Raw genomic sequence first — 26,391 nt, forward strand, 5'->3', positions numbered from 1 at the left:
AATTGCCCTTTCCAAGACAGGGTTTTGCTGCTTAATTCCGCAGTGCAGCAGAAATTTTGTTTTGGCGTGTGGGGAGACCGTCTTGAAAATATCGAAAATACTTGTTGCCAACCGATCCGAAATAGCGATCCGCGTTTTCCGGGCAGCCAACGAGCTTGGGATAAAAACCGTTGCGATTTGGGCGGAAGAGGACAAGCTGTCTTTGCACCGCTTCAAGGCGGATGAAAGTTATCAGGTCGGCAGGGGTCCGCATCTTTCCAAGGATATGGGGCCGATCGAGAGTTATCTTTCGATCGAGGAGGTCATCCGCGTGGCCAGGCTCTCCGGAGCGGATGCTATCCATCCCGGTTACGGCCTTCTGTCTGAAAGCCCGGAATTCGTGGAGGCCTGCAATGCGGCCGGCATCACCTTCATCGGACCGACGGCGGATACAATGCGCCAGCTCGGCAACAAGGTCGCCGCCCGCAATCTGGCGATTTCGGTTGATGTACCCGTCGTTCCTGCCACCGATCCGCTGCCGGACGATATCGCCGAAGTGGAGCGCATGGCCGAGGCAATCGGCTATCCGGTCATGCTCAAAGCCTCTTGGGGCGGCGGCGGTCGCGGCATGCGCGCCATTCGCAAAAAAGAAGATCTGGCCCGTGAGGTGACCGAAGCCAAGCGCGAGGCGAAGGCCGCTTTCGGCAAGGACGAGGTCTATCTTGAAAAGCTGCTTGAGCGCGCCCGCCACGTGGAAAGCCAGGTGCTGGGCGATACGCATGGCAATGTCGTGCATCTGTTCGAGCGCGATTGTTCGATCCAGCGTCGTAATCAAAAGGTCGTCGAGCGCGCACCGGCACCATATTTGTCCGAAGCCCAGCGTCAGGAGCTGGCCGCCTATTCGCTGAAGATCGCCGCCGCGACCAATTATATCGGTGCCGGCACGGTCGAATATCTGATGGATGCCGATACCGGCAAATTCTACTTTATCGAAGTCAATCCGCGTATTCAGGTGGAGCATACCGTCACCGAAGTCGTGACCGGTATCGATATCGTCAAGGCGCAGATCCATATTCTCGAAGGGGCCGCGATCGGTACGGCGGAATCTGGTGTTCCGCGCCAGGAGGATATCCGCCTCAACGGCCATGCGCTGCAGTGCCGCATCACCACGGAAGACCCGGAACACAACTTCATTCCGGACTATGGACGCATCACCGCCTACCGCTCCGCTTCGGGCTTCGGTATTCGTCTGGATGGCGGCACGTCCTATACGGGCGCTGTTATCACCCGCTATTACGATCCGCTGCTGGTAAAGGTCACCGCGTGGGCGCCGCAGCCGGATGAAGCGATCAGCCGCATGGACCGTGCGCTGCGCGAATTCCGTATTCGCGGCGTTGCGACCAACCTCACTTTCCTTGAAGCCATCATCGGTCACGACAGTTTCCGCAACAATACCTACACGACACGCTTCATTGATTCGACGCCGGAGCTGTTCGCGCAGGTCAAGCGTCAGGACCGCGCCACCAAGCTTTTGACCTATCTTGCCGACGTGACCGTCAATGGCCACCCGGAAACCAAGGGACGCGCCAGACCGTCCGAAAAGGCGGCAAAGCCCATCGTGCCTTACATCGATGCGCCGACGCCTGACGGTACCAAGCAGCTGTTGGACAAGCTTGGACCGAAGGGCTTTGCGGACTGGATGCGCAACGAAAAGCGCGTGCTGGTCACCGATACGACCATGCGTGACGGACACCAGTCGCTTCTGGCCACCCGCGTTCGCACACATGATATCGCCCGCGTTGCCAGCGTTTACGGCAAGGGGCTGCCGCAGCTTCTGTCGCTGGAATGCTGGGGTGGTGCGACGTTTGACGTCTCCATGCGCTTCCTGACCGAAGACCCGTGGGAGCGTCTGGCGCTCATCCGCGAAGGCGCGCCGAACCTGCTGCTGCAGATGCTTCTGCGTGGCGCAAACGGCGTCGGGTACAAAAATTACCCTGATAATGTCGTCAAATATTTCGTCCGTCAGGCCGCAAAGGGTGGCGTCGATCTTTTCCGTGTCTTCGACTGCCTGAACTGGGTGGAGAATATGCGGGTCTCGATGGATGCGATTGCCGAGGAGAACAAGCTCTGCGAGGCGACCATCTGCTATACCGGCGATCTGCTGAATTCGGCGCGTCCGAAATACGATCTCAAATATTATACCAGCCTTGCCGCCGAGCTTGAAAAGGCAGGCGCGCATATCATCGCCGTCAAGGACATGGCGGGCCTGTTAAAGCCGGCCGCCGCCAAGGTTCTGTTCAAGGCGCTGCGCGAGGCGACCGGTCTGCCGATCCACTTCCACACCCATGATACATCGGGTATTTCCGCTGCGACCGTTCTTGCAGCTGTGGATGCCGGTGTCGACGCCGTCGATGCCGCAATGGATGCCTTTTCCGGCAATACGTCGCAGCCATGCCTCGGCTCGATTGTGGAGGCGCTGGCGGGGTCGGAGCGTGATACGGGTCTCGATACCGAATGGATCCGCCGTATTTCCTTCTATTGGGAGGCCGTGCGCAACCAGTATGCGGCTTTCGAAAGCGATCTGAAGGGACCTGCCTCGGAAGTCTATCTGCATGAAATGCCGGGCGGCCAGTTCACCAATCTCAAGGAACAGGCGCGTTCGCTCGGTCTCGAGAGTCGCTGGCACGAGGTGGCGCAGGCCTATGCCGACGCCAACCGGATGTTCGGCGATATCGTCAAGGTAACGCCGTCCTCGAAGGTCGTCGGTGACATGGCGCTGATGATGGTCAGCCAGGATCTGACTGTTGCCGATGTTGAAAACCCTGATCGTGAAGTGTCCTTCCCGGATTCGGTGGTTTCGATGCTGAAGGGCGATCTTGGACAATCGCCGGGCGGCTGGCCGGAAGTCCTGCAGAAAAAGGCGCTGAAGGGTGATGCGCCGTACACGGTTCGTCCGGGTTCGTTGCTGGCGGATGCTGACCTCGATGCGGAGCGCAATGTCATCGAAACCAAGCTGGAGCGCAAAGTCGACGACTTCGAGTTTGCCTCCTATCTGATGTATCCGAAGGTGTTCACTGACTTTGCGCTGACCGCCGAAACTTATGGTCCGGTTTCCGTGCTGCCCACCCATGCCTATTTCTACGGCATGGAGGATGGCGAGGAGCTGTTTGCCGATATCGAACGCGGCAAGACGCTTGTCATCGTCAATCAGGCCTCGTCCGGTACTGATGATAAGGGCATGGTGACGGTGTTCTTCGAGATCAACGGTCAGCCGCGCCGCATCAAGGTGCCGGATCGCACCCATGGTGCTTCCGGTTCCGCCGTGCGCCGCAAGGCGGAACTCGGCAACGCGACACATATCGGTGCGCCGATGCCTGGTGTCATCAGCCGCGTCTTCATCAATCAGGGTCAGGATGTGAAGGCTGGCGATGTTCTGCTGTCCATCGAGGCTATGAAGATGGAAACGGCACTTCACGCCGAACGCGACGGCAAGATCACTGAGGTTCTGGTGCGCCCCGGCGACCAGATCGACGCGAAGGATCTGTTGATCTCCTACGCTGAATAACGTCGCATTACATCGGTAATAAGATCATAGACGCCCGCCTTTCGGCGGGCGTTTTTTATTGCGCTGCTGCAAAAACTCGAATATGCATGTTCGTGCACGTTTATTCCTGTTTATGCATGAGTCTCGATGAGCGATCATTTTGTCAGTGAGCGGCAGGCGCTCATCCTAGCGCAGTTGCGGCAAAGCGGACGCGTGCTTGCGCAGGATCTTGCCCAGAATTTCGGTGTTTCCGAAGACACGGTGCGCCGCGACCTGCGCGAGATGGCGGCGCGCGGGGAATGCCTGCGGGTTTATGGCGGAGCGCTGCTCTCCGATAGCACGACGGTCCCGCTGAAGACGCGGATTGCCGAAGATGCCGATCGCAAGGCCCTGCTGGCGCGTGCCGTCATCCCGCTTCTGGAGCCGGGTATGGTCGTCTTCATCGACGCCGGCTCCACTAACCTCGCTGTCGCAAGGGCCATTCCCGCCGGTCTCAAGTTGACGGTAGTGACCAATACACCCGCCATAGCCGCCGAACTGACGGGGCGGGCCGATATCGATCTGGTGCTGATCGGCGGCAAGGTCGATTCGGCTGTCGGCGCTGCAATCGACGCCATGGCGCTCAGGCAGCTTGAGTTGATGCGGCCCGATCTCTGTATTCTCGGCGTCTGCGGTGTCGCGGCCGAGACCGGGCTGTCGGCAGATGTTTTCGAGGATGCGGTGTTCAAGCGGCTTGCCTGCAGCGCCAGCCAGCGGATCGTCGCCGCAATCACGACGGAAAAGCTCGGCCATAAGGCAGCTTTTCACGTGCATGATTTCTCCCCACCGCTTTGCCTCGTGCTGGAGCAGGATGCCGACCGCGCATTGGTCGAGGCACTGTCGGCAAAAGGCGTAGACGTTCATTGCGGCGACGAAGACGCCGTTCGATTTTCCCACGGTCAAGTCTGAAGGATATTACCGATGAATGGCCCCACGACATTTTCGCCGACGGCTGCGCGCTCGTCCTATCTGACGCGGCACAGGCTGGGCGTTTCCCTGCTGTTCCTGATGAATGGTTTCATGATGGGGTCCTGGGCGCCCAAGATTCCGGAATTTGCGGCGCGCCTGTCGCTCAGTGAAAGCGCGCTTGGCCTGATCATTCTCGTTTTCGGCATCGGCTCGCTGGTTTTCATGCCGATTGCCGGTTCGCAGATCGCCCGTTTCGGCTCGCGCACCGTCAGCCTGGTCACTGCAGCGATCTTCTTGCCGACACTGCTTTTCATCTCCTGGGCTGGCACGATCTGGGCGGGTGTGATTGCGGTCTTCCTGTTTGGCGGTCTCACGGGGGCGATGGATGTCGCCATGAACGCCAATGCCGTGGCAGTGGAGCGGGATATGCGCCGGGCGATCATGTCGTCCTGCCACGCCTTCTGGAGCCTTGGCGGCCTGATCGGGGCCGGTCTTGGTGGTTATCTCATCACGGCAATCGGTGTGCAGGGCCATGCCATTGCGTTGACGGTCATCGCGCTTGTTTTGCTGGTCATTGCCTGGCCGCGGGTTCTCGCGGATCGTCCGCATGCCGAGACCGAGCGTCCGAGAGGCGGCTTGCCGCTGACGCCGCTGCCGTGGATCATCGGCCTGATGGCGCTGTTTTCCATGGTGCCGGAGGGTGCGATCCTTGATTGGGGTGCGCTTTATCTGCGCAATGAACTGGGGGCTTCCGTTTCGCAGTCCGGTTTCGCTTTTGCGGCCTTCTCCCTGACCATGGCGGCCATGCGTTTTGCCGGTGATCTGGTGCGCGACCGGTTCGGCGCGGTCAACACCCTGCGGTTCTGCTCGGTCATGTCGATCATGGGCCTTCTGATTGCCGGCCTTGCGGGAAGCTCCACTTTCGTGATTATCGGCTTTGCCATTGCCGGCATCGGCATTTCCAACATGGTACCCATCGCCTTTTCGGCGGCGGGCAACATGCCGGGGCTGGCACCGGGAATCGGGCTCTCCGTCGTGACCACCATGGGTTATTCCGGTATTCTGGTGGCGCCGTCCGCCATCGGTTTCATTGCCGAACATACGGGTCTCGCCAGTGTCTTCCTTGCATTGCCGTTGCTGCATGTGGTGGTTTTGCTGCTTTCGCGGCTCGCCCGGCATGCGGATGGAGCTGGCAAAGAATAGGCGTCTCGAATTTTGCCATGATTGCGGTAAAGTAGAAGCTCTTATGCGTTGGGTGTTGACAAGCCGGCCCCCTTGTTTCACCTCAATTGCCAGACCTTGCCGCAAGCTCCAGAGACCGCCATGACGTCACACGCTGATTACGATCCAAAGCCCCGCCGCGCATCCGTCGCCGTCGACGTGGGTGGCGTCATCGTCGGTGGCGGTGCGCCCGTTGTCGTGCAGTCGATGACCAATACCGACACGGCTGACATCGACGCCACTGTGCAACAGGTGGCAGCGCTTTTTCAGGCCGGTTCGGAAATGGTCCGTATCACCGTCGATCGTGACGAGAGCGCCGCCGCCGTGCCAAAAATCCGCGAGCGACTGCTGCGTCTTGGCATGGATGTGCCGCTGATCGGCGATTTCCATTATATCGGCCACAAGCTTCTCGCCGATCATCCGGCCTGTGCCGAGGCGCTGGCGAAATACCGCATCAATCCGGGCAATGTCGGTTTCAAGGACAAGAAGGACAAGCAGTTCGGCGAGATCGTCGAAATGGCGATCCGTTATGACAAGCCGGTTCGTATCGGCGTGAATTGGGGGTCACTCGATCAGGAATTGCTGACCACGCTGATGGACAGGAACAAGGAGCAGGGGTTCCCGCTTTCCGCCCGTCAGGTGACGCGTGAAGCCATCGTGCAGTCGGCACTGATTTCCGCCGAGCTTGCCGAAGAGATCGGCCTGCCGCGCAACCGCATCATCCTGTCGGCCAAGGTCAGCCAGGTGCAGGACCTGATCGCCGTTTATTCGATGTTGTCGGAGCGCTCCAACCACGCCCTGCATCTGGGCCTGACGGAAGCCGGCATGGGTTCCAAGGGCATCGTCGCCTCGTCTGCCGCCATGGGTTACGTTCTGCAACATGGCATTGGTGATACGATCCGCGTCTCCCTGACGCCGGAGCCGAATGGCGACCGCACCCGCGAAGTGCAGGTGGCGCAGGAATTGCTGCAGGTCATGGGCTTCAGGCAGTTCATTCCGGTCGTTGCGGCATGTCCCGGCTGCGGGCGCACCACGTCCACGGTCTTTCAGGAACTGGCGCAGAACATCCAGAACGACATTCGCAAGAACATGCCGGTATGGCGTGAAAAATATCCCGGCGTCGAGGCATTGAACGTCGCCGTCATGGGCTGCATCGTTAACGGTCCCGGCGAAAGCAAACATGCCGATATCGGCATTTCCCTGCCCGGAACCGGCGAAAGCCCCGCCGCACCTGTCTTCATCGATGGAGAAAAGGCGCTCACTTTGCGTGGTCCCAACATTGCCGGTGATTTCGAAGCGCTTGTGGCCGATTACATCGAAAAGCGTTTCGGCCAGAAAGATGCGGCTGAATAATGCGTAGCGTGAGAAACCCGACATTCCACTGTCATATCTCCTGAACCTCTCGGAGCATCAAAAAACATGATCAAAAAAATCGCGATCGTTGCCCTTTGCGGAACGTACCTTTCCGCCTGCACCACCACCGACCCGTATACGGGTGAGCAGAAGATGTCGAACACGGCAGGCGGTGCCGGCATCGGTGCTGTCGTTGGCGCGCTTGGCGGTCTGGCTGTCGGCGGTTCGCCGGTCGGTCGCCGCAATGCCGCGCTTATCGGTGCGGGCATCGGTGCGCTCGCCGGCGGCGCTATCGGCAATTATATGGATGGTCAGGAATCCGAGCTTCGCGCTCAGCTTCAGGGCACCGGCGTTTCGGTCTCCCGCCGCGGCGACAGCATTGTTCTCAACATGCCGTCGAACATCACTTTCGCCACGGATCAGGATCAGGTCATTCCGCCCTTCTATCAGACGCTCGATTCTGTCGGCATCGTGCTGAACAAGTTCAACCGCACGCTGATCGACATCAACGGTCACACCGATTCCACCGGTAGCCCCGGTTACAATCAGGGCCTTTCGGAACGTCGTGCGGCGTCGGTTGCCAATTATCTCGGTGCGCGCGGCGTTGATCAGCGCCGTATTTCGACGCTTGGCTTCGGTGCTTCACAGCCGATCGCATCGAATGCAACGCCTGACGGTCGCGCTCAGAACCGTCGCGTTGAAGTGCTGATTTCGCCCCTCAAGGGCTGATTGGGTATAGGGGGCTGAGCGGGGAAACCGGCTCAGCTCTTCCGGTCGGCAATGAACCTTGCGGCCGCGATGAGAATCGCGGCTTTTTCGCCATAGGGAGCCAGGAGGTCACTGGCTTCCGCCACCTGTTCCTTGAGCTTGGCGCGCGCCCAGTCTTCACCGCGCAAGGCGACCAATGTTCCCTTACCGCGTGCGGCATCCTTGCCGGTTGCCTTGCCCATGGTGGCGGCATCGGCGGTCAAATCCAGAAGATCATCGGCGAGCTGGAAGGCGAGGCCGATTTTTTCGCCGAAGAGGCGTAGCCTTTGCCGTTCGGAGACGTCGCTTCCGGAAATGATCGCGCCGGCCTCGCAGGCGAAACGCAGCAAAGCGCCGGTTTTCATAGCCTGCAATGTAACTATGCCGGCTTCATCCGGAGCGTTTTTTTCCGCAGCAAGATCAAATGCCTGTCCGCCGGCCATGCCGCCTATGCCGGCTGCGCGGGCAAGCGAAAGTACGAGCGCGGCCTTGCGCTCGGCCGCGAGCGGGTTTTCATCCGAGGCGATAATGTCGAAGGCGAGCGTCAGCAGGCTGTCGCCGGCGAGAATGGCGGTCGCCTCATCGAATTTGCGGTGTACCGTCGGCTGGCCACGGCGCAGATCGTCGTCGTCCATGGCTGGCAGGTCGTCATGCACTAGCGAATAACAATGCAGGCATTCCAGCGCCGCGCCGACATAATGGGCAGCTTCGGCATCTCCGCCCAGAAGGGCAGCACTTTCGATGACGAGGAAGGGTCGTAGGCGTTTGCCGCCGTTCAGCACACCATGGCGCATGGCGTCGAGCAGGTTTTGCGGACGCGTGATCTCGTCTGCGCGCGCTTCACCGGAAAGCAGGCGGCCAAGCAAGGCGTCGGTTTTTGCCGCGTTTTCGCGCAGCCTCGTTTCGAAATTCGTCATCTGAGCGTCCATGCCGCGCTCTTTGACATGCCGCGCGGGGCCAGGCAACCTTTTCGTGATTCCCGGGCGTAACTGTTTGACCAGACTCGCCTTGAAGACGGCAATGGACTATGAAAGGCTTCGATTGGCGCGGGGCTGAGACGGATATTGAGCAGTACGCCTGAAAGCGACGCAGATTACGCCGTGCTGGCGGAAGACCGGAGCAGTCCGAAGGTGGATTTTCGCACGTTGGCAAAGCGCATTATCATGACCTTGCTGGCTTTGCTGATCCTGCCCTATCTGCTGATTCCCGTCTACGCACTGCCGTTCATGCGGCCTGTTTCGACCTTGATGCTTGCCGATCTGGTGACCCTGCAGGGCTATGACCGGCGCTGGGTGCCGCTTGAGGATATTTCGCCGCGTCTTGTGCAATCAGTGATGATGTCTGAGGATGGGCAATTCTGTTTCCATGGCGGCGTGGACTGGAACCAGATGCAATCCGTGGTCAGCAATGCACTCGATGGCGCCTCCACCCGCGGTGCCAGCACCATTCCAATGCAGACAGCCAAGAACCTGTTCTTATGGAACGGCCGCTCGTTCCTGCGCAAGGGGCTGGAACTGCCGCTGGCAATCGCGGCGGATTTTGTCTGGTCCAAAAAGCGGATGATGGAGATTTATCTCAACGTTGCCGAATGGGGGCCGGGTATTTATGGCATCGAGGCTGCCGCGCAGCATCATTTCAAGGTGCCGGCGGCAAAGCTCAGTTCCCGTCAGGCGGCGCTGCTCGCCGTTTCCCTGCCCAATCCGATTGATCGGGTCGCCAGCAAACCGGGCCGCGGCCTGCAACGGCTGGCAGGCCTTATTGAGCGGCGTGCCCGTGGCTCGGGCGCCTATGTCGGCTGCGTGCTGGACTGATCCAGCCTGCCCACTCTCAGCCTTTCGTGAAAATATAGTCCGTTTCCTGACGCAGGGTTTCGCCCGGCCGCAGGATCGCGTGCGGAAAATCCGGGTGATTGACAGCATCAGGCCAAATCTGCGTTTCCAGGCAGAAACCGGCAAAGGGACCATAGTGGCGGCCATCGAGGCCGGGAACCGGAACGTTCAGCTTGAAGGCCGAATAGAACTGCACACCGGGTTCGGTGGTGTGAACCTCAAGGGCAATATCGGAGGCAGGCGAATAGGCGCGGGCGACCTTGCGCTTGGCGCGGCGCTCGGGCGAGAGGCAGAAATTGTGGTCGTAGAGGACCTGCTCACCATCCTCCTTGCGCCGCATCGGCGTCGGTTGGCGCAGGTCGAAGACTGTGCCTTCAACGGAGCGGATTTCGCCGGTCGGTATCTGTTTGTCGTTGGTCGGCAGGTAGAAGTCGGCGGCGATGCTGATCTCATGCCCAAGTGCGGTATCCGCGCCATCGAGATTGAAATAGGAATGCTGGCAGATATTGGCGATGGTCGGCTTGTCGGTCACGGTTTCATAGACCACCGAAAGCACGCCGCCGTCGAGGATGGTATAGGTGGCTGTGACCGTGCAATTGCCGGGATAACCGGCGCGGCCGTCAGGATCGACGATTTCCAGCACGACGTGGCTTTCGCCGTGTTCCATCAACATCCAGTTGCGTTTGCCCATGCCGTCGCTGCCGCCATGCAGGTGGCTTACGCCCTTTTCGTTCAGCTCAAGCTGGTATTCATGCCCGTCGATGGAGAATTTACCGTCACCGATGCGGTTGGCATTGCGGCCGGGGGTGGCGCCGAAATAGGAGGAATATTTGTAGTCCTCGAATTTATCGAAGCCGAGAACGAGCGGCGGCTGGTGGCCCTCAAGGCGCAGATCCTGAATGACTGCGCCCCAGGTGATGACCTTGGCCGTCAACCCGCCCTTCGAGATGGTGACGCGTTCGACCTTTTCGCCGGTTGCCGTGAAACCGAAATTCTCCCGTGCCGCACCGTCGCTCATTGCATCATTCTCCCGATTGCCATGAATTGCCGGGCGGACGTTGCGTCATTTTCCGGCAATTCGCAATCCCGCAATTCAAAGCATGTCTCCCAAAAGTGTGCCGCGGTTTTGGGATAAAGACATGCGTAAAACAAAAAAAGAAAGCGCGAAGCGCTTTACGCGGCTAGTTCGCCGATGGCTTGCGGATCATAAGGCGTCGTCTGGTATATCTCATTGATCCAGTTGCCGAAAAACAGATGGGCATGGCTGCGCCAGCGGTTGAGCGGGGCAAGTTCCGGGTCGTTGTGCGGAAAATAATCATGCGGCAGCTTGATGGGCACGCCGGCATTCGCATCGCGGAAATATTCATCTGAAAGCGAGGTCGAGTCATATTCGACATGGTTGAACATGTAGAGCCGGTTGCCGGCTTTCTCATGCACCAGACACACGCCCATTTCCTCTGACTCCATCAGGATTTCGAGTTGCGGATGTTTTTCGATGTCGGCACGACGCACTTCCGTCCAGCGCGAGACGGGCACCTGAAAATCATCCGAAAACCCGTTCAGATAGATCGATGAGGGGGAAAGATTGCGATGGCGGTAGACGCCGAACGCCTTTTCCTTCAACTCATATTTCGGCACGCCGTGGAAATGGTAGATGGCAGCCATCGCGCCCCAGCAGACATTCAGCGTCGAATGGACGTTGGTTTGCGTCCATTCGAAAATCTTCTGCATCTCTGCCCAGTAGGTCACATCTTCGTAGTCCAGCATTTCGATGGGCGCGCCGGTGATGATGAAACCGTCGAACTTGCGGTGGCGCACTTCTTCCCACGTCTCATAGAAGGACAAAAGATGTTCTTCCGGCGTGTTCTTGGCGCGATGGCCGCCGATGCGTATCAGCGAAAACTCCACCTGCAACGGCGAAGCGCCGACGAGGCGGGCCATCTGCACTTCCGTTTTGATCTTGTTCGGCATGAGATTGAGGAGCCCGATCTGGAGCGGGCGGATATCCTGCCGGATGGCCGCCGTTTCAGTCATGACCCGCACGCCCTCATGAACGAGGGTCTCAAAGGCGGGAAGCGTATCGGGAATCTTGATCGGCATGTCGAACTCTCTTTTCGGATGACGTAAAGAACGTTGCGAAAACAAAAAAACCGGCAGCGAAATCGCGGCCGGTCCCAGGAAATTGCCCTTTTCCTCGACCCTTTAGCGACTTCTTTAAAGTGGCTGCAAGCCGGTCGGCAAATCACCACTAAGGCGTTTCATAATCCCGAAGCCGGCGAAAATCAATATAGGCTGATTTCATCGGGTTTCGGCTTTCCCTTTTTGGCCGAGGTGCGATAAGGCAGGGCATGGATAAAGAGCGCTTCACCATTCTGCTTGGCGGCGATGTCACGGTGACCGACCGCCTGAAGCTGGCGGTTGCGGATAGCCGCGTGATCGCGGCTGACGGCGGCATGCGCCATGCAGAACCGCTTGGCCTTACGCCGGAACTATGGGTGGGGGATTTCGATTCCGCCAGCAACGATCTGCTGGACGCATGGCCCGATGTAGAGCGACAGCCTTACCCGGCCGCAAAGGCCGTGACCGATGGCGAGATCGCGGTCTCCGAGGCCTTAGCTCGCGGCGCCCGTTCGCTGCTGCTGGTTGGCGCACTTGGGGGAGAAAGAAGCGACCACGCGCTTCAGCACCTTCTTTACGCTCTGGCGCTTTCTGAGCAGGGTATCGACGTCACGCTGACCTCCGGTGAAGAGGAGGCCCTGCCGCTGCTTCCCGGTTCACTGGATGTCGATCTGCCACCCGCTTCACTGTTTTCGGTGGCCGGTTTTACTGCCCTTGCGGGGCTCGATATCGGCAATGTGCGATATCCGCTCGTGGATTTTGCGCTTGCTTTCGGTTCCTCCCGCACTATTTCCAATGTCGCAAATGGCGGCCCTGTGCATTTTTCGCTGAAAAGCGGCAAAGCCATCGTGCTCGCCCGCCCTTATGATCTGACCGGAGCCTGACACCTTGGCACCCCCTATTTTGAAACTCGACGACATCAAGCTGACTTTCGGCGTAACCCCGCTGCTCGACGGCGCGAATTTTCAGGTGGAGCCGGGCGACCGTATCTGCCTTGTCGGGCGCAACGGTTCGGGCAAGTCGACCCTGATGAAGATCGCTGCCGGTCTGGTCGAGGCGCAGTCGGGCGAGGTTTTCCGCCATCCTTCCGCTACCATCCGTTATCTGGAGCAGTCGCCTGATTTTGCCGGTTACGATACCGTTCAGGCCTATGCCGAAGCGGGGCTTGGCCCCGGCGATGATCCCTATCGTGTGACTTATCTGCTTGAGCATCTGGGGCTGACGGGACAGGAAAATCCGGCAAGTCTTTCCGGCGGCGAAGCGCGACGTGTGGCGCTCGCGCGCGTCATGGCGCCGGAACCCGATATTCTGATGCTGGACGAACCGACCAACCATCTGGACCTGCCGACCATCGAATGGCTCGAAAGCGAATTGCAGCAGACGCGTAGTGCGCTGGTGCTGATTTCGCACGACCGGCGTTTTCTGGAGAAGGTATCGACCTCCACCGTGTGGCTCGATCGCGGCCAGTCCCGCCGCCTCAATCGCGGTTTTGCGCATTTCGAGGAATGGCGCGACAAGGTTCTGGAAGAGGAAGAGCTGGAGCAGCACAAGCTCGGCAAGGCTATCGAGCGCGAAGAGCATTGGATGCGTTATGGCGTGACCGCAAGGCGCAAGCGCAATATGCGCCGCGTCGGCGAGCTTCAGGCCATGCGTGCGGATTATCGCGGCCACAAGGGGCCGCAGGGCTCGGTGCAGGCGACCGTCACCGAAGGGCGCGAGTCGGGCAAGCTGGTCATCGAGGCGGAGGCCATCACCAAGTCTTATGGCGAGCGGGTCATCATCGCGCCGTTTTCTCTGCGGGTGCATCGCGGCGATTGCATTGGCCTTGTCGGCCCGAATGGCGCCGGAAAAACCACGCTTTTGAAGATGCTGACCGGCGAGCTTCAGCCCGATAGCGGCACGGTGAAGCTCGGTACCAATCTGGAGATCGCGACGCTTGACCAGAAGCGCGAGGATCTCAATCCAACCGAAACGCTTGCGCATTACCTGACCGATGGCCGGGGTGACAACCTGCTGGTCAATGGCGAAGTGAAGCATGTGACGGGCTACATGAAGGATTTCCTGTTCCAGCCGGAACAGGCCCGCACGCCGATCCGCAACCTTTCCGGCGGCGAGCGCGCCCGGCTTATTCTGGCGCGCATTCTGGCGCGACCGACCAACCTTCTGATCCTCGACGAGCCGACCAACGATCTCGATATCGAAACGCTCGATCTGTTGCAGGAAATCGTTGCGGGTTTTTCCGGCACTGTCATCCTCGTCAGCCATGACCGCGATTTCCTCGACCGCACCGTCACCTCCACCATCGCACCCGCCAATCCGGACCAGCCGGACGGACGCTGGATCGAATATGCCGGCGGTTATTCGGACATGATGGCGCAGCGCAAGGGTGCTGCAGAAGAAAAACGCAAGGCTGAGAGGCAGGAAAAGGCGAAGGCCACACCTTCCACTTCCTCTACGCAGGATACGTCGAAGGCCAAGGGCAAGCTCTCCTTCAAGCAGAAATTCGCGCTCGAAAATCTGCCGAAGGAGATGGAAAAGACGCAGGGCGAAATCGCAAAACGCGAGCAGCGTATGGCCGACCCCAACCTCTTCGCCAAGGACCCGGCCGTTTTCAACACGCTGGCGCAGGAAATGACCAAGCTGCGCGAAAAGCTGGAGACCATGGAAGAGGAATGGCTGGAGCTGGAGATGCTGCGCGAGGAAATGGAAGGCTGATTGCGACGGGGTTTCTTGAACGAGGCGTCATCCGCCTTTGACAGGACGGCAAAATTGCCGTTTCCTGTGTCGGTTCGGAGGAGTTCAAAAAATGCGCATGATCTTCGTCAACCTGCCCGTCAAGAATATCGAGACATCGAAAAACTTCTTCACGGCGCTCGGTTTCAGCTTCAATCCGGAATATTCTGACGATCGCACGCTCTGCATGATCGTGGAGGAAAACATCTTCGTGATGCTGCTTCAGGAAGAGCGTTTTCGCGATTTCATCAATGGCGACATTGCCGATGCGAAGCAGAGTACGGAAGTGCTGACCTGTCTTTCCGCCGGAAGCCGCGAGGAAATCGACCGGATGATCGCAACCGCGCTCGCCTCCGGCGGCAGCAGCTGGAAACCCGTTCAGGATCACGGCTTCATGTATGCCGGCAGTTTTCAGGATCCGGACGGTCACGTCTGGGAACTGGTGCATATGACGGCGCAGGGTTGACCGTAGCCATCTTGCCAATCGCTGACGGCGGGACTACATCATCATCATGATCTAACGGGGTGTCTTTTGTGCTTGCGCGCAAAAGGCTGAGAGGCTTGCCAACCCGAAGAACCTGATCCGGTTCATACCGGCGGAGGGATTAGACGGCTTCAAGGCAGGCGGCTATTTCCCTTTTTGTTTTGAGGAGATACCCGTGCGCCGTCGTCTTTTCCTGAATTCCATCGTTGCCGTTTCGCTGTTTCTGCCCGCTCTTGCCACCGCGCAGGATCGACAGGAACTCACCGTCTATACCTATGAAAGCTTCGTTTCCGAATGGGGTCCCGGTCCCAAAGTGAAAGAAGCCTTCGAGAAGGTTTGCAACTGCACGGTCAATTTCGTCGGTGTGGCGGATGGCGTGGCACTGCTGAACCGCCTGAGGCTGGAAGGTGCGGGGTCCAAGGCGGATGTGGTGCTTGGTCTCGATACCAACCTTGTCGCGGAAGCGAAGCAGACCGGCCTTTTCGATGTCAGTGGCATCGATGCATCGGCGGCCAAGGTGCCGGGCGGTTACAAGGATGATGTTTTCGTCCCTTACGATTACGGGCATTTCGCGGTCATCTATGACACGCAGACGGTGAAAAACCCGCCGACGAGCCTGAAGGAACTGGTGGAAGGCGACCCTTCGCAGAAGATCGCCATTCAGGACCCGCGAACCTCCACGCCGGGCCTTGGTCTGCTGTTGTGGGTAAAATCCGTTTACGGCGACAAGGCCCCGGAGGCTTGGGCTAAGCTCCGGAAACGCATTCTCACCGTAACGCCGGGCTGGTCGGAATCCTATGGTCTCTTCACCAAGGGTGAGGTGCCGATGGTGCTTTCCTACACCACCTCGCCCGCTTATCACATGGTTGCGGAAAAGACGGATCGTTATCAGGCAGCCTCCTTCTCGGAGGGGCATTACATCCAGATCGAAGTGTCCGGCCTGCTCAAAAACGCGCCGCACAAGGAGTTGGCGAAGCAGTTTCTTGCTTTCACGCTCACATCAGGTTTTCAGGACGCCATTCCGGAAAACAACTGGATGATGCCGGTTGCGGCAACGTCCAAGCCGTTGCCCGAGGCGTTTTCCAAACTCGTCGTGCCTGCCAAAACCTTCCTGATGGACCCGGAAGAGGTGGCGAAGAACCGCAAGGCGTGGATCGACGAATGGCTTGCGGCCATGAGCATGAATTGAGGAAGAGGCGCACCCGCGCATGATGCTGCGTCGCGATTACCGACGGTCGATTATTTTCGGGACGGCGGCCTTTGCCGCCGTTTTCCTGTTCATGGCGCTCGGCGTTGCGGCTCTTTTGTCTTTCGATGCCGGTGCATCGGTTGCGGGCATCATGGATGCCTATACGCTGCGCATCCTGCGTTTCACGCTTTATCAGGCAACGCTTTCCACTCTTCTTTCTATTGTTCTTGGTATACCGGTAGCGCTGGCGCTTGCGCGGCGACGCGACTTTCCGGGGCGGACTTGGATCATCCGGCTGATGGCGGTGCCGATGGGGCTGCCGGTGATTGTCGGCGCCTTCGGCATCATTGCCATCTGGGGCAGGCAGGGTGTTTTGAATACGGCTCTCGTTTTTGCCGGCGCGGAACAACCCTTCAGCATTTACGGCCTTTCCGGGATTCTTATTGCCCATGTGTTCTTCAATCTGCCGCTTTGCGTGCGGTTGATGCTGGCCGGGCTGGAACGTATTCCGGGCGAATATTGGCGCATGGCGGCGAGCCTTGGCATGGGACCGATTTCGACTTTCCGCTTCATCGAATGGCCGGCGATTTCACGGCTTGCTCCCGGTATTGCCGGACTTGTCTTCATGCTGTGCGCCACCAGCTTTACGCTGGTGCTGCTGCTTGGTGGCGGCCCAGCGGCCACGACACTGGAGGTGGCGATCTATCAGGCGCTGCGGTTCGATTTCGATCCGCAGCGGGCGATTGCGCTTTCGGTCCTGCAGATTGTTCTCACCGGAGTTTTGCTCGGCTTCATGGCCTTTCTGCCATCGCCGGAAGCGGAAATCGCCTCGCTTGGGCGGCCCCTTCACCGCTTCGATGGCAGAGGGGTTGGCGCACGCATTTGGGATGGGGCGGCAATCATTCTTGCGGTTTTGCTGATTGGACTGCCGTTGGTCGCGACAACCGTCTCAGGCTTTGGGGCCGATCTACCGCGCCTTTTGTCTGCGCCGATCTTCCTGCGCGCGGCGGCGACCAGCCTTGCCATCGCCGCGCTCTCCGCAACTCTCGTCGTGCTTTGCTGTTTTGCGATCATCAGTGCGCGTCAGGCCGTGGGTTCAAGACGGCACGCGGCTCGGCCCTTGCGCTTTCTGTCCTCCACGCTCGGCGCGGGGTCTTCGCTTGTACTGCTGGTGCCGCCTGTTGTGCTCGGAAGCGGATGGTTTCTGTTGTTGCGGCCCTTCGGTGACGTCAGCTTTTATGCGCCGGTTCTCGTGGCGATCATCAATATGCTGATGGCGCTGCCGCTTGCCATGCGGGTATTGGAGCCGGCCTTTACCAGCCATTTTCTGCGCACCGGCCGGCTCTCCGCCAGTCTCGGGCTTCAGGGGTTGACGCGGCTACGATTTGCCGATCTGCCGGTTCTGTGGCGGCCTTTGGTTATGGCGTTTTCCTTTGCCATGGCGCTGTCGCTTGGTGATCTCGGGGCGGTTGCCCTGTTCGGGTCGGAAAATTTCATCACCTTGCCATGGCTGGTTTACAGCAATATGGGCAGTTACCGCACCAATGACGCCGCCGGATATGCATTCATCCTCGGTGTCGTCTGCCTGCTGCTTGCTGCGGGCGGCGTTTCACGGCAATCAGCAAAGGCAAGCACATGACTGGCGATGATTTCGCAGTTCAACTGGACAAGGTCAGGCTGCGGCTCGGAACGCAGGATTTCGATCTGGATTGCACCTTTCCGCAGGGCCAGGTGACCGCCGTTGTCGGCGCATCCGGTTCGGGCAAGTCGACGCTTCTCAATCTGGTCGCCGGTTTCGAGATGCCGGATTCCGGCCGCGTGGTGATCGGCGGGCGGGACATGACGGCGCTCGATCCTTCCGAAAGACCGGTCTCATCGATCTTTCAGGACAATAATCTTTTCGCCCATCTCGATATTTTTACCAACGTCGCGCTCGGCGTCAGTCCGGGGCTGAAATTGCAAGCGGAAGACCGGCAAAACATCGAGATGGCGCTGGCGCGTGTTGGTCTTGCGGGTTTTGACAAGCGCCTGCCGGGCACGCTTTCCGGCGGAGAAAGACAAAGGGCGGCGCTGGCGCGTGCGCTGGTGAGGAAAAAAACGGTCATGCTATTGGATGAGCCCTTCGCCGCGCTCGATCCGGGACTGCGGTCGGGCATGACCTCCCTGCTTCTCGACTTGCATGCTGAAACAAAAAATACGGTGATTATTGTCTCGCACCATCCCGACGACATAAAAAAACTGGCGCAGCTTGTGGTTTTTCTTGATCGCGGCCACGTTGTCTACACCGGCCCGACCACGGATTTCTTTGCCACACAAAATGTGAAGGCGGTGGACAGTTTCCTGAAGGGCTGATCGCCTTATTTTCGACGCGTGCCGCTGGCAATCGCTTTAGATGACTTCAATGGCGCTAATTTGCACTTGCCAGTTTCAAGTTGTTGCCCGAGAAAAGACGGGAATTATTGCATTCTTCAGGAATATTCCGGACTTGATGGATCGTTTTTACCGTATCGGCATTCATGGCTCGTTGGGGCGAATCTGTTATTCTGGTCTGCAATTAACGGATGATCAGGAACGTTAGGGGCAGGCATAGAGAATGAGAAATAGCATGACTGCACAGTGGAGGCTCTTCTCCCGTTCAGGCCTTCGCCGTTCGGGCAGGATGGCTGCTGCCTGGTCCTTGCTGACGGCGTCCGCCGTGTTCCTGTCGTCGTGCCAATCCCTGTTCAGCCCGGCTTACCAGTCCACATTGCGCCCATCAGACAATCCGCAGACCGTGGAAGAGGTGCAGAAGAACGATCCCCGTGCGCAGATGGGCGCGCGCGAACATCCGCGCATCGTGGCGAGTTATGGCGGCGAATATCGCGATGCCAAGACCGAACGGCTTGTTGCCCGCATCGCCGGTGCACTAACGGCCGTGTCGGAAAATCCGCAGCAGTCCTATCGCATCACCATCTTGAACTCGCCTGCCATCAACGCCTTTGCGTTGCCGGGCGGGTATCTTTACGTGACGCGCGGGCTTCTGGCGCTCGCCAATGACGCCTCTGAAGTGGCTGCCGTGCTTTCGCATGAGATGGGCCACGTTACCGCCAATCACGGCATCGAGCGCCAGCGCCGCGAAGAGGCGGAGGTTATCGCCAGTCGTGTGGTCGCCGAGGTTCTATCGAGCGATCTGGCCGGCAAGCAGGCGCTGGCACGCGGCAAGCTGCGGCTCGCCGCCTTCTCGCGCCAGCAGGAATTGCAGGCGGATGTCATCGGAGTGCGCATGTTGGGCGAGGCCGGTTACGACCCATTCGCATCGCCGCGTTTTCTGGATTCCATGGCGGCCTATGCACGGTTTTCCTCGGCCGACCCTGAAAACGACCAGAGCCTCGACTTCCTTTCCAGCCATCCCAACACGCCGCAGCGCATCGAGCTTGCGCGCCGGCACGCCCGCGCCTTCGGCCAGGATGGTCAGGTTGGAGATCGTGGCCGTGACTGGTTTCTGGATGGCATAGACGGCCTGCTTTATGGCGACAGCCCGCAGGAGGGATATGTTCGGGGCCAGACGTTCCTGCATGGAACGCTCGGTATCCGTTTCGACGTGCCGGAAGGTTTTGTCATCGACAACAAGGTGGAAGCCGTTCTGGCGACGGGACCAGGCGATGTGGCGATCCGTTTCGACGGTGTAGCCGATCCGAAACAGACCACCCTTGCGAACTACCTGACCAGCGGCTGGGTTGCCGGTCTGCTGCCGGAAACCGTCAAGGAAACGCAGATCAACGGTCTGGAGGCTGCCACAGCCCGGGCGACGGCCGACAAATGGGATTTCGACGTGACCGTCATTCGTGTCGGCCAGCAGATATTCCGGTTCCTGACGGCGGTGCCGAAGGGCAATGCCCAGCTTGATTCCATCGCAAACGTGCTGCGCACGAGCTTCCGCAAGATGACGCCGCCGGAGATCGCGGCACTGAAGCCGCTGCGGGTGCGGGTGGTGACGGTGAAGCCCGGCGAAACCGTGGCGACGATCGCTGCGCGAATGATGGGAACCGAGCGCAAGCTTGACATGTTCCGCATGATCAATGCGATGAGCGCCACCGCCACGCTTCAGCCAGGCCAGCGGGTGAAGATCATTTCGGAATGAGGTCTCACCTGGCCGTTACCTCACACAGGTAGGCGTGAACGAGTGAGATCATTTCCCGCCTGATCCTGGGTGACTGCAATTCCCCGCGCCGGGCGGCATTGTGAATGATGCCGTCAATGGCGTCGGACACGATCAGAGCGGCAGTCCGGCAGTCCGCCGTTGAACCGGCTGGCATGTAGGCCGTTATCGCTGCCGAATAAAGACCGAGATATTCCTTTTCGAAAGCGCTGTTGGGATCGTTCGTTCCCGCGTGGCTCGGCGCGTCATCCAGCAGGACTTTATGAAGGCCGGGATGGAGGCTGTGGACAGCAATCATGCCGGCCACCAGATCTTCAACGAATTTGAGGAGCGGCTGTCGTTGCTGAGTGACGCTCTTCATGACTGCGAGGCAATCTTCAAGGTGGCGATGGCGCACCGCTTCGACAATCGAAATCTTGTCCGGGAAATATTGATACAGCGAGCCAATGCTGACACCCGCGGTTTCCGCCACCCTGTTGGTGGTGAAACCCGCCCAACCATGATCGCTTAAAATGCGAGCAGCCGCGTGGACCACGGCATCAACGGTGGCTTTTGAACGCTCCTGGCGCGGCTCTTTGCGCATCGCGGTCTTCCGTTTTGCAATGCGAGTAGACAAGTCATCCTCCATGACGAAAATATAAACATAGTGCTCACATTTTCAGGATGTAAAGGATATTGTCATGAGGGATCTGCTCAGGAGTTTGCTCGGCTATCACGCATGGGCGAACAGGGATTTGTTCGAGAAGCTGCAACAGCTCGACCCCGAGCAAAATATATCCGAACAGCACACGGCAATTCGGTTGATCAATCACTACCATGTCGTCGCGAGAATTTTTGCGGGCCACCTCACCGGAACGGCGCATGGCTGTGTCTCTGACAATACCGAGGCAACTCCAGAATTGAATGATCTTGCAAGGGATGTCGCAGCTCTGGACGGCTGGTATCTCGACTATATCGAGAAAACATCGCCTGCATCGCTTGGCGAATTTGTCGCCTTCACCTTCACCGATGGCGACAGAGGTTACATGTCCCGTGCCGAAATGATCTCACATGTGGTCCTGCATGCCGGCATTCACCGAGGCGAGGTCGCGCGCATCCTGAGCCAGCTCTCCATTACGCCGCCGTGGGATACGTTTGCCGTGTTCGTGCACGGAACGCAGCCACAACGGCGTTTGCAGGGCACACAATAAAAAGCCACCCGCCCCGGTTTGGGGGGCGGATGGCTTGTCTGATGAGTGGCTTCAGGCTCTTATTGCCACTCGCGCACATCAACGAAATGACCGGCGATGGCCGCCGCCGCCGCCATGGCGGGGGAGACGAGGTGGGTGCGGCTCTTGTAACCCTGACGGCCCTCGAAATTGCGGTTCGAGGTGGAGGCACAGCGTTCGCCGGGCTTCAGGCGGTCGTCGTTCATGGCAAGGCACATGGAACAACCCGGTTCGCGCCATTCGAAACCGGCGTCGAGGAAAATCTTGTCCAGACCTTCCTGTTCCGCCTGTTCCTTGACCAGACCGGAGCCCGGCACGATCATGGCAGAGACGGTCGAAGCTACCTTGCGACCATCGACGATCTTTGCTGCTGCGCGCAAATCCTCGATGCGGCCATTGGTGCAGGAGCCGATGAAGACGCGGTCGATGGCGATATCGGTGATGCGGGTGCCGGGTTGCAGGCCCATATATTCCAGCGCACGCCACTTGGACGTGCGCTTGTTTTCTTCCTCGATATCATCCGGATTGGGAACAATGCCTTCAACGGAGGTCACGTCCTCAGGTGATGAGCCCCAGGAGACGATGGGCGGCAGATTGGCTGCGTCCAGCACCACGACCTTGTCGTAATGGGCGCCTTCGTCGGATTTCAGCGTCTTCCAATAGGCGATTGCCTGTTCCAGCGTCTCGCCCTTGGGTGCACGCGGCTTGTCCTTGATGTAATCGAAGGTGGTCTCATCAGGTGCGACCAGACCGGCGCGGGCGCCGCCTTCGATCGTCATGTTGCAAACCGTCATGCGGCCTTCCATGGAAAGCGACCGGATCGCCTCGCCGGCAAATTCGATAACGTGGCCGGTGCCGCCGGCCGTGCCGATCTCGCCGATGATGGCGAGGATGATATCCTTGGCAGTCACGCCCTCCGGAACCTTGCCGTCAACACGCACCAGCATGTTCTTGGCCTTTTTCTGGATCAGTGTCTGGGTGGCCAGAACATGTTCCACTTCCGACGTGCCGATGCCGTGGGCGAGCGCGCCGAAAGCGCCGTGGGTGGAGGTGTGGCTATCGCCGCAGACGATCGTCATGCCCGGCAGGGTGAATCCCTGTTCGGGGCCAACGATATGGACGATGCCCTGACGTTTGTCGCGCTCGGAATAATATTCAACGCCGAAATCACTGGCGTTTTGCGCCAGTGTTTCCACCTGAATACGGCTTTCCTCGTTCTTGATGCCTTCCAGCCGATCGGCGGTGGTGGGAACGTTATGGTCGACCACGGCGAGCGTGCGGGTGGGAGAATGGACCGGACGACCGGCGATGCGCAGCCCCTCGAAGGCCTGCGGGCTCGTCACCTCATGGACCAGGTGACGATCGATATAGAGAAGACAGGTTCCGTCCGGGTCACGATTGACGACGTGGTCGTCCCAGATTTTATCATACAAAGTGCGGGGTGCGCTCATGGCTCTATGCCTTGTCATGGAAAAGGGTAATCAGGGTTCAATAAGGCGATGGACAGCAGGTGCTGTCAGGCGAGCCTAAGTCGGCTGGTGAGCGCCCCGGAAACGCGCGCAAAGAAACGTGCCGGCAGACGCTTGTGGTCCTGCAGCACATAAACATTCTGAGCGAGACATCCGAATTTAGATCCCATGGCAACTTTAATAGCAGATCGACGGTTTTACGGCAATATGAATGCGCGCTGCCGTTCAGAGGATCTGGCCAGCGTTATTCATATGCACTGCGTCAAGAGTAGATAGCCTGTCTTAAAGCATGTCCCACTGGTTATGGTGCGGTGCAACTTGCGTATTTTGCGCTGCACATATAGATGGGTCCCCTTATCATTTGCATTTCGACGAGCAATCGAAGGGAGGGAAAAGCATATGGTATCCGAAAAAGCCCTTATCTCGAAGATCACCTGGCGGCTGATGCCGTTTCTAGGCCTTCTTTATCTCATCGCCTATATCGACCGGCAGAATGTCAGCTATGCCAAGCTGCAGATGGTGGATGCGCTCAGCCTCAGCGAATATGCCTATGGTCTTGGTGCGTCGCTGTTTTTCATCGGTTATTTTCTCTTTGAGGTTCCGAGCAACCTGTTCCTCAACCGTTTCGGCGCCAGCAAATGGTTTGCCCGCATTCTGGTTTCCTGGGGTGCAGTCACCATTGCGCTTGCCTATACGCAGAACGCGACGATGTTCTACATCCTGCGCTTCCTGCTCGGGCTTTGCGAGGCTGGCTTCTTTCCCGGCGTGCTGTTTTTGATGACGCTGTGGTTCCCGCGTGATTATCGCGGCCGCATGATCGGCCTGTTCATGATTTTCAGCGCGCTTGCCAATGCGATTGGCGCGCCGCTTGGCGGCATGCTGCTCGATCTCGATGGTTTCCTCGGTTATGCCGGCTGGGAATGGGTGTTCCTGGCGACGGGCGTTCCCGCCGTCATTGCCGGCGTCGTTACCTTCTTTTATCTGGATGATACGCCGGAAAAGGCGAAGTTTCTGACGCAGGACGAAAAAGACTGGCTGAAGAACCGGCTGGCTGAAGAAAACAAGGGCATGGAAGAACATGCGGAGGATGGCTTCAAGGCGCTGATCAATCCGCGTGTGCTGTTCATGGCCCTTTGTTATGTCGGTTTTCCGCTGGCGGCCTATGGTCTCAGCTATTGGCTGCCAACGATCGTGAAGAGCTTCGGCGTTTCCAACACCGCCAACGGTTTCATCAACATCATCCCGTGGGTGATCGTAGCCGTCGCCCTGTTTGTCGTGCCTAATGCTGCCGACAAGGCGAAGAACAAGACGCCCTACATCGTCGGCCCTGCTTTCGTCGGCGCGTTTTGCCTGCTGATGTCGGCGCTGCTCAGCGATCCGGTGTTGCAGTTCAGCTTCCTCTGCATCGCCGCCGCCGGCATTTTTGCCGGCCAGCCGGTGTTCTGGAGCCTGCCAGGCCGCTTCCTCAAGGGTGCTGGTGCGGCTGCTGGCATTGCCGCCATCAACTCGGTCGGTAATTTGGGTGGTTTCGTGGCGCAGAATGTGGTGCCGTGGATCAAGGATCAGACCGGCAGCACGATTGCGCCGATGTTCTTCCTTGCCTTCTGCCTTGCGCTTGCTGGTGTGCTGGTCATTATCGCCGCGCGTAAAATGGGTGATCAGGCCAAGGCGGCCTGATTTCCTTTATCAATACGACAGCCGGTTCCGCCGGCTGTCGTCTTTTTCTTATCCGCGTTTGGAGCGCATCGCCTTTTCGATCCGCCGCAACATCAGCGACAGGCCGATGGTCAGGATCAGGTAGATGTAGGCGACGATCGAATAGGTCTCGAAAAACCGGAAAGAACCCGCCGCATAGACTTTTCCCATTTGAGTAATATCGGTGACGCCAAGCACCGAGACGAGCGAGCTGTCTTTCACCATCGAAACGAAATCGTTCGAAAGCGGCGGAAAGATCGTCCGGATCGCCTGTGGCAGGATAATCAGCCTGAAACGTCGGTAACGGCTAAAACCCAAGGCCTTCGCCGCCTCGATCTGCCCTTCCGGAACGGCCTGTATGCCGGCGCGAAAAATTTCCGCGATGAAGGCGGCATAACCGATCGTCAGCGCGATGATCGCCCGCCAGGTCAGAGACACGTCCCGCACCATCAACGGCTCCAGCCAGCCATGGGTGACGAGTGGCAAGGTCAGCCAATTGTAGAGTGCCACCAGCCCCGGCGTGCCAACGAAGGCGATGTAGAATAGCAGGACGATGATCGGGATGCCACGAACGACCTCGATGTAAAATCGTGCAACCTGCCGCAGCACGATATTGTCGGCCATGCCGACCAGCGCGAGAGCAAGGCCGAACAGTGCCGCCAGCGTGAAAGCGGCGAGAGTGACGGAGACCGTGATGCCGATACCCTTGGCGACGGTGCTGAAAACCTGAGCGTAAATGCCGTTGATGGCGATCACCACGGCAAGGGCTATGCCGATCAAAACGATCGCCACCAGCCACCAGGGAAAATCTTCGCTCTTGCCGTGTGGCGCAGTCCGTCGTGCGGGAGCGTCGTGGAGCATCATTCACCGAGCTTGTAGTCGAGGAACCATTTCTTATCGAGCGCGGCAAAGGTGCCGTCCGCCTTCAGGGCTGCAATAGCGGCGTTGACAGGGGCGACGAGATCGGAGCCCTTCTTGAAGATGAAGCCGAAATCGTCTCCTCCCAATGGCTCGCCAACCAGCTTCAGAGCGCCGTTGGAAGCATCGACATACCCCTTGCCGGCGACGCCGTCGGTGAGCACCAGATCGACATCGCCGGTCTTCAGAGCCTGAACGCTGGCGCCGAAGGTTTCCATCAGCCGCAGACGCGGGTTCTGTTCGTTACCATCGAGAACGTCATAAACGGCGGTATAGAAGGGCGTCGTGCCGGCCTGTGCGCCGACGAGACCTTTTTCGAAGGCGGCGAAACTCTTCGCATCGGTGAAGCGGGTCTCGTCGGCCCGCACGAGCATGAACATTTCCGAGCGCATATAGGGTGCTGAGAAATCCACCTTTTGCATGCGGTCTTCCTTGATGCTGATACCGGTCATGCCGGTGTCGTATTGCCCGGCGGAAACGGCCTGTATCATCGCATCCCAGGAGGTGTTCTGATATTCCAGCTTGAAATTCAGCCTTTTGGCGATTTCCTTCATCGCGTCATATTCCCAGCCGATGGCCTCGCCGGATTTCGGATCAACGAATTGCAGCGGGGGATAGGCGTTTTCCGTGACCACGACGACGGCGCGTCCCTTCAGATCCGGCAGATCGGCGGCGGCGGCGAGGGTGGGTATGATGGCAAGCGCGGCAAGGGCGGCAATAAATGGGCGTCTGGCGATCATGGGAGGCTCCGGCAACGATTTTTTTGAAAATGCACGCTTGCCGTAACGCGCGCAAGTCACGTCGACGCAACAAAAAAG

The 26,391-nt window shown here is 58.8% G+C and carries 22 protein-coding genes and 2 riboswitches; of the genes, 15 read left to right on the top strand and 7 right to left on the bottom strand.

Features of this window, described 5'->3' with window-relative positions; translation table 11 throughout:
- The first annotated feature begins 82 nt into the window (after positions 1-82).
- From pyc to DXT96_RS15805, 5 genes are all read left to right on the top strand, one after another.
- Positions 83-3,544: a pyruvate carboxylase gene (gene pyc, locus DXT96_RS15785; RefSeq protein ID WP_153515475.1), complete on the top strand. Its 3,462-nt coding sequence runs from the start codon at positions 83-85 to the stop codon at positions 3,542-3,544.
- Positions 3,545-3,670: 126 nt separating this feature from the next.
- Entirely contained in the window at positions 3,671-4,471 is an 801-nt protein-coding gene (locus tag DXT96_RS15790; protein WP_153515476.1) for a DeoR/GlpR family DNA-binding transcription regulator, read from the top strand.
- A gap of 12 nt (positions 4,472-4,483) precedes the next feature.
- Entirely contained in the window at positions 4,484-5,674 is a 1,191-nt protein-coding gene (locus tag DXT96_RS15795) for an MFS transporter (protein WP_153515477.1), read from the top strand.
- A 120-nt stretch (positions 5,675-5,794) separates the two neighbouring features.
- The gene (gene ispG / locus DXT96_RS15800) at positions 5,795-7,045 is read left to right on the top strand and encodes a flavodoxin-dependent (E)-4-hydroxy-3-methylbut-2-enyl-diphosphate synthase (protein ID WP_153515478.1); all 1,251 of its coding nucleotides are present in this window, start codon (positions 5,795-5,797) and stop codon (positions 7,043-7,045) included.
- 66 nt (positions 7,046-7,111) lie between these two features.
- Entirely contained in the window at positions 7,112-7,774 is a 663-nt protein-coding gene (locus DXT96_RS15805) for an OmpA family protein (RefSeq protein WP_149900444.1), read from the top strand.
- A gap of 32 nt (positions 7,775-7,806) precedes the next feature.
- Here DXT96_RS15805 and DXT96_RS15810 read toward each other — a convergent pair whose 3' ends face one another.
- Complete coding sequence (locus DXT96_RS15810; protein WP_153515479.1) at positions 7,807-8,721, bottom strand: polyprenyl synthetase family protein; 915 nt, start codon at positions 8,719-8,721, stop codon at positions 7,807-7,809.
- A gap of 234 nt (positions 8,722-8,955) precedes the next feature.
- On the opposite strand from DXT96_RS15810, the gene mtgA reads away from it, so the two are divergent.
- Positions 8,956-9,603, top strand: coding sequence for a monofunctional biosynthetic peptidoglycan transglycosylase (mtgA, locus tag DXT96_RS15815; RefSeq protein ID WP_246670580.1), 648 nt, complete (start codon positions 8,956-8,958; stop codon positions 9,601-9,603).
- 16 nt (positions 9,604-9,619) lie between these two features.
- On the opposite strand, the gene DXT96_RS15820 is transcribed toward mtgA, so the two are convergent.
- A complete protein-coding gene (locus DXT96_RS15820; RefSeq protein ID WP_153515481.1) occupies positions 9,620-10,639 on the bottom strand; it encodes an aldose epimerase family protein in 1,020 nt (339 codons plus the stop codon).
- 155 nt (positions 10,640-10,794) lie between these two features.
- Entirely contained in the window at positions 10,795-11,721 is a 927-nt protein-coding gene (metA, locus tag DXT96_RS15825; RefSeq protein ID WP_153515482.1) for a homoserine O-succinyltransferase, read from the bottom strand.
- 82 nt (positions 11,722-11,803) lie between these two features.
- Positions 11,804-11,880, bottom strand: a riboswitch (SAM riboswitch).
- Positions 11,881-11,969: 89 nt separating this feature from the next.
- Between metA and DXT96_RS15830 the strand changes: the two genes are divergently transcribed.
- The 7 genes from DXT96_RS15830 to DXT96_RS15865 all read left to right on the top strand — a co-directional run bounded on the left by DXT96_RS15830 (position 11,970) and on the right by DXT96_RS15865 (position 20,265).
- Positions 11,970-12,623 carry a thiamine diphosphokinase gene (locus DXT96_RS15830; RefSeq protein WP_153515483.1) on the top strand — a complete coding sequence of 218 codons (654 nt, stop codon included), beginning with the start codon at positions 11,970-11,972 and terminating at the stop codon, positions 12,621-12,623.
- Between the two features lie 4 nt (positions 12,624-12,627).
- Positions 12,628-14,454: an ABC-F family ATP-binding cassette domain-containing protein gene (locus DXT96_RS15835; RefSeq protein WP_153515484.1), complete on the top strand. Its 1,827-nt coding sequence runs from the start codon at positions 12,628-12,630 to the stop codon at positions 14,452-14,454.
- 91 nt (positions 14,455-14,545) lie between these two features.
- Complete coding sequence (locus DXT96_RS15840) at positions 14,546-14,938, top strand: VOC family protein (protein WP_153515485.1); 393 nt, start codon at positions 14,546-14,548, stop codon at positions 14,936-14,938.
- A gap of 45 nt (positions 14,939-14,983) precedes the next feature.
- Positions 14,984-15,094, top strand: a riboswitch (TPP riboswitch).
- Between the two features lie 37 nt (positions 15,095-15,131).
- Complete coding sequence (gene thiB, locus DXT96_RS15845) at positions 15,132-16,145, top strand: thiamine ABC transporter substrate binding subunit (RefSeq protein WP_371418887.1); 1,014 nt, start codon at positions 15,132-15,134, stop codon at positions 16,143-16,145.
- A 19-nt stretch (positions 16,146-16,164) separates the two neighbouring features.
- Positions 16,165-17,784: a thiamine/thiamine pyrophosphate ABC transporter permease ThiP gene (gene thiP / locus DXT96_RS15850; protein ID WP_153515486.1), complete on the top strand. Its 1,620-nt coding sequence runs from the start codon at positions 16,165-16,167 to the stop codon at positions 17,782-17,784.
- Positions 17,781-18,497: an ATP-binding cassette domain-containing protein gene (locus tag DXT96_RS15855; RefSeq protein WP_153515487.1), complete on the top strand. Its 717-nt coding sequence runs from the start codon at positions 17,781-17,783 to the stop codon at positions 18,495-18,497. The genes thiP and DXT96_RS15855 overlap by 4 nt, the downstream gene beginning before the upstream one ends.
- Before the next feature lie 307 nt (positions 18,498-18,804).
- The gene (locus DXT96_RS15865) at positions 18,805-20,265 is read left to right on the top strand and encodes a M48 family metalloprotease (RefSeq protein WP_236776626.1); all 1,461 of its coding nucleotides are present in this window, start codon (positions 18,805-18,807) and stop codon (positions 20,263-20,265) included.
- A gap of 4 nt (positions 20,266-20,269) precedes the next feature.
- Here DXT96_RS15865 and DXT96_RS15870 read toward each other — a convergent pair whose 3' ends face one another.
- Positions 20,270-20,866, bottom strand: a complete 597-nt coding sequence (locus DXT96_RS15870; RefSeq protein ID WP_153515597.1) for a TetR/AcrR family transcriptional regulator — start codon at positions 20,864-20,866, stop codon at positions 20,270-20,272.
- A 97-nt stretch (positions 20,867-20,963) separates the two neighbouring features.
- Between DXT96_RS15870 and DXT96_RS15875 the strand changes: the two genes are divergently transcribed.
- The gene (locus DXT96_RS15875) at positions 20,964-21,473 is read left to right on the top strand and encodes a DinB family protein (protein WP_153515489.1); all 510 of its coding nucleotides are present in this window, start codon (positions 20,964-20,966) and stop codon (positions 21,471-21,473) included.
- Positions 21,474-21,532: 59 nt separating this feature from the next.
- On the opposite strand, the gene leuC is transcribed toward DXT96_RS15875, so the two are convergent.
- Entirely contained in the window at positions 21,533-22,942 is a 1,410-nt protein-coding gene (gene leuC / locus DXT96_RS15880; protein ID WP_149900458.1) for a 3-isopropylmalate dehydratase large subunit, read from the bottom strand.
- A 417-nt stretch (positions 22,943-23,359) separates the two neighbouring features.
- Here leuC and DXT96_RS15890 point away from each other — a divergent pair, with 417 nt between their 5' ends.
- On the top strand, positions 23,360-24,637 hold the full coding sequence (locus DXT96_RS15890; RefSeq protein WP_153515490.1) for an MFS transporter: 1,278 nt from the start codon (positions 23,360-23,362) through the stop codon (positions 24,635-24,637).
- 48 nt (positions 24,638-24,685) lie between these two features.
- Here DXT96_RS15890 and DXT96_RS15895 read toward each other — a convergent pair whose 3' ends face one another.
- Positions 24,686-25,519 (bottom strand): amino acid ABC transporter permease, encoded by an 834-nt coding sequence (locus tag DXT96_RS15895; RefSeq protein ID WP_371418888.1) that lies wholly within the window; start codon positions 25,517-25,519, stop codon positions 24,686-24,688.
- The gene (locus DXT96_RS15900; protein WP_153515491.1) at positions 25,516-26,313 is read right to left on the bottom strand and encodes a transporter substrate-binding domain-containing protein; all 798 of its coding nucleotides are present in this window, start codon (positions 26,311-26,313) and stop codon (positions 25,516-25,518) included. Before DXT96_RS15900 ends, DXT96_RS15895 begins: the two co-directional genes overlap by 4 nt.
- Positions 26,314-26,391 lie beyond the last annotated feature (78 nt).

The organism is Agrobacterium sp. ICMP 6402 (assembly GCF_009498615.1).
Classification (GTDB): Bacteria; Pseudomonadota; Alphaproteobacteria; order Rhizobiales; family Rhizobiaceae; genus Agrobacterium; species Agrobacterium burrii.

Bases quoted from the DNA above. Each gene is read 5' to 3' on its own strand.
- DXT96_RS15790 (WP_153515476.1), top strand. From the start codon at position 3,671: ATGAGCGATCATTTTGTCAGTGAGCGGCAGGCGCTCATCCTAGCGCAG.
- DXT96_RS15795 (WP_153515477.1), top strand. From the start codon at position 4,484: ATGAATGGCCCCACGACATTTTCGCCGACGGCTGCGCGCTCGTCCTAT.
- ispG (WP_153515478.1), top strand. From the start codon at position 5,795: ATGACGTCACACGCTGATTACGATCCAAAGCCCCGCCGCGCATCCGTC.
- DXT96_RS15805 (WP_149900444.1), top strand. From the start codon at position 7,112: ATGATCAAAAAAATCGCGATCGTTGCCCTTTGCGGAACGTACCTTTCC.
- DXT96_RS15810 (WP_153515479.1), bottom strand. From the start codon at position 8,721: ATGGACGCTCAGATGACGAATTTCGAAACGAGGCTGCGCGAAAACGCG.
- mtgA (WP_246670580.1), top strand. From the start codon at position 8,956: ATGACCTTGCTGGCTTTGCTGATCCTGCCCTATCTGCTGATTCCCGTC.
- DXT96_RS15820 (WP_153515481.1), bottom strand. From the start codon at position 10,639: ATGAGCGACGGTGCGGCACGGGAGAATTTCGGTTTCACGGCAACCGGC.
- metA (WP_153515482.1), bottom strand. From the start codon at position 11,721: ATGCCGATCAAGATTCCCGATACGCTTCCCGCCTTTGAGACCCTCGTT.
- DXT96_RS15830 (WP_153515483.1), top strand. From the start codon at position 11,970: ATGGATAAAGAGCGCTTCACCATTCTGCTTGGCGGCGATGTCACGGTG.
- DXT96_RS15840 (WP_153515485.1), top strand. From the start codon at position 14,546: ATGCGCATGATCTTCGTCAACCTGCCCGTCAAGAATATCGAGACATCG.
- thiP (WP_153515486.1), top strand. From the start codon at position 16,165: ATGATGCTGCGTCGCGATTACCGACGGTCGATTATTTTCGGGACGGCG.
- DXT96_RS15855 (WP_153515487.1), top strand. From the start codon at position 17,781: ATGACTGGCGATGATTTCGCAGTTCAACTGGACAAGGTCAGGCTGCGG.
- DXT96_RS15865 (WP_236776626.1), top strand. From the start codon at position 18,805: ATGGCTGCTGCCTGGTCCTTGCTGACGGCGTCCGCCGTGTTCCTGTCG.
- DXT96_RS15870 (WP_153515597.1), bottom strand. From the start codon at position 20,866: ATGCGCAAAGAGCCGCGCCAGGAGCGTTCAAAAGCCACCGTTGATGCC.
- DXT96_RS15875 (WP_153515489.1), top strand. From the start codon at position 20,964: ATGAGGGATCTGCTCAGGAGTTTGCTCGGCTATCACGCATGGGCGAAC.
- leuC (WP_149900458.1), bottom strand. From the start codon at position 22,942: ATGAGCGCACCCCGCACTTTGTATGATAAAATCTGGGACGACCACGTC.
- DXT96_RS15890 (WP_153515490.1), top strand. From the start codon at position 23,360: ATGGTATCCGAAAAAGCCCTTATCTCGAAGATCACCTGGCGGCTGATG.
- DXT96_RS15895 (WP_371418888.1), bottom strand. From the start codon at position 25,519: ATGATGCTCCACGACGCTCCCGCACGACGGACTGCGCCACACGGCAAG.
- DXT96_RS15900 (WP_153515491.1), bottom strand. From the start codon at position 26,313: ATGATCGCCAGACGCCCATTTATTGCCGCCCTTGCCGCGCTTGCCATC.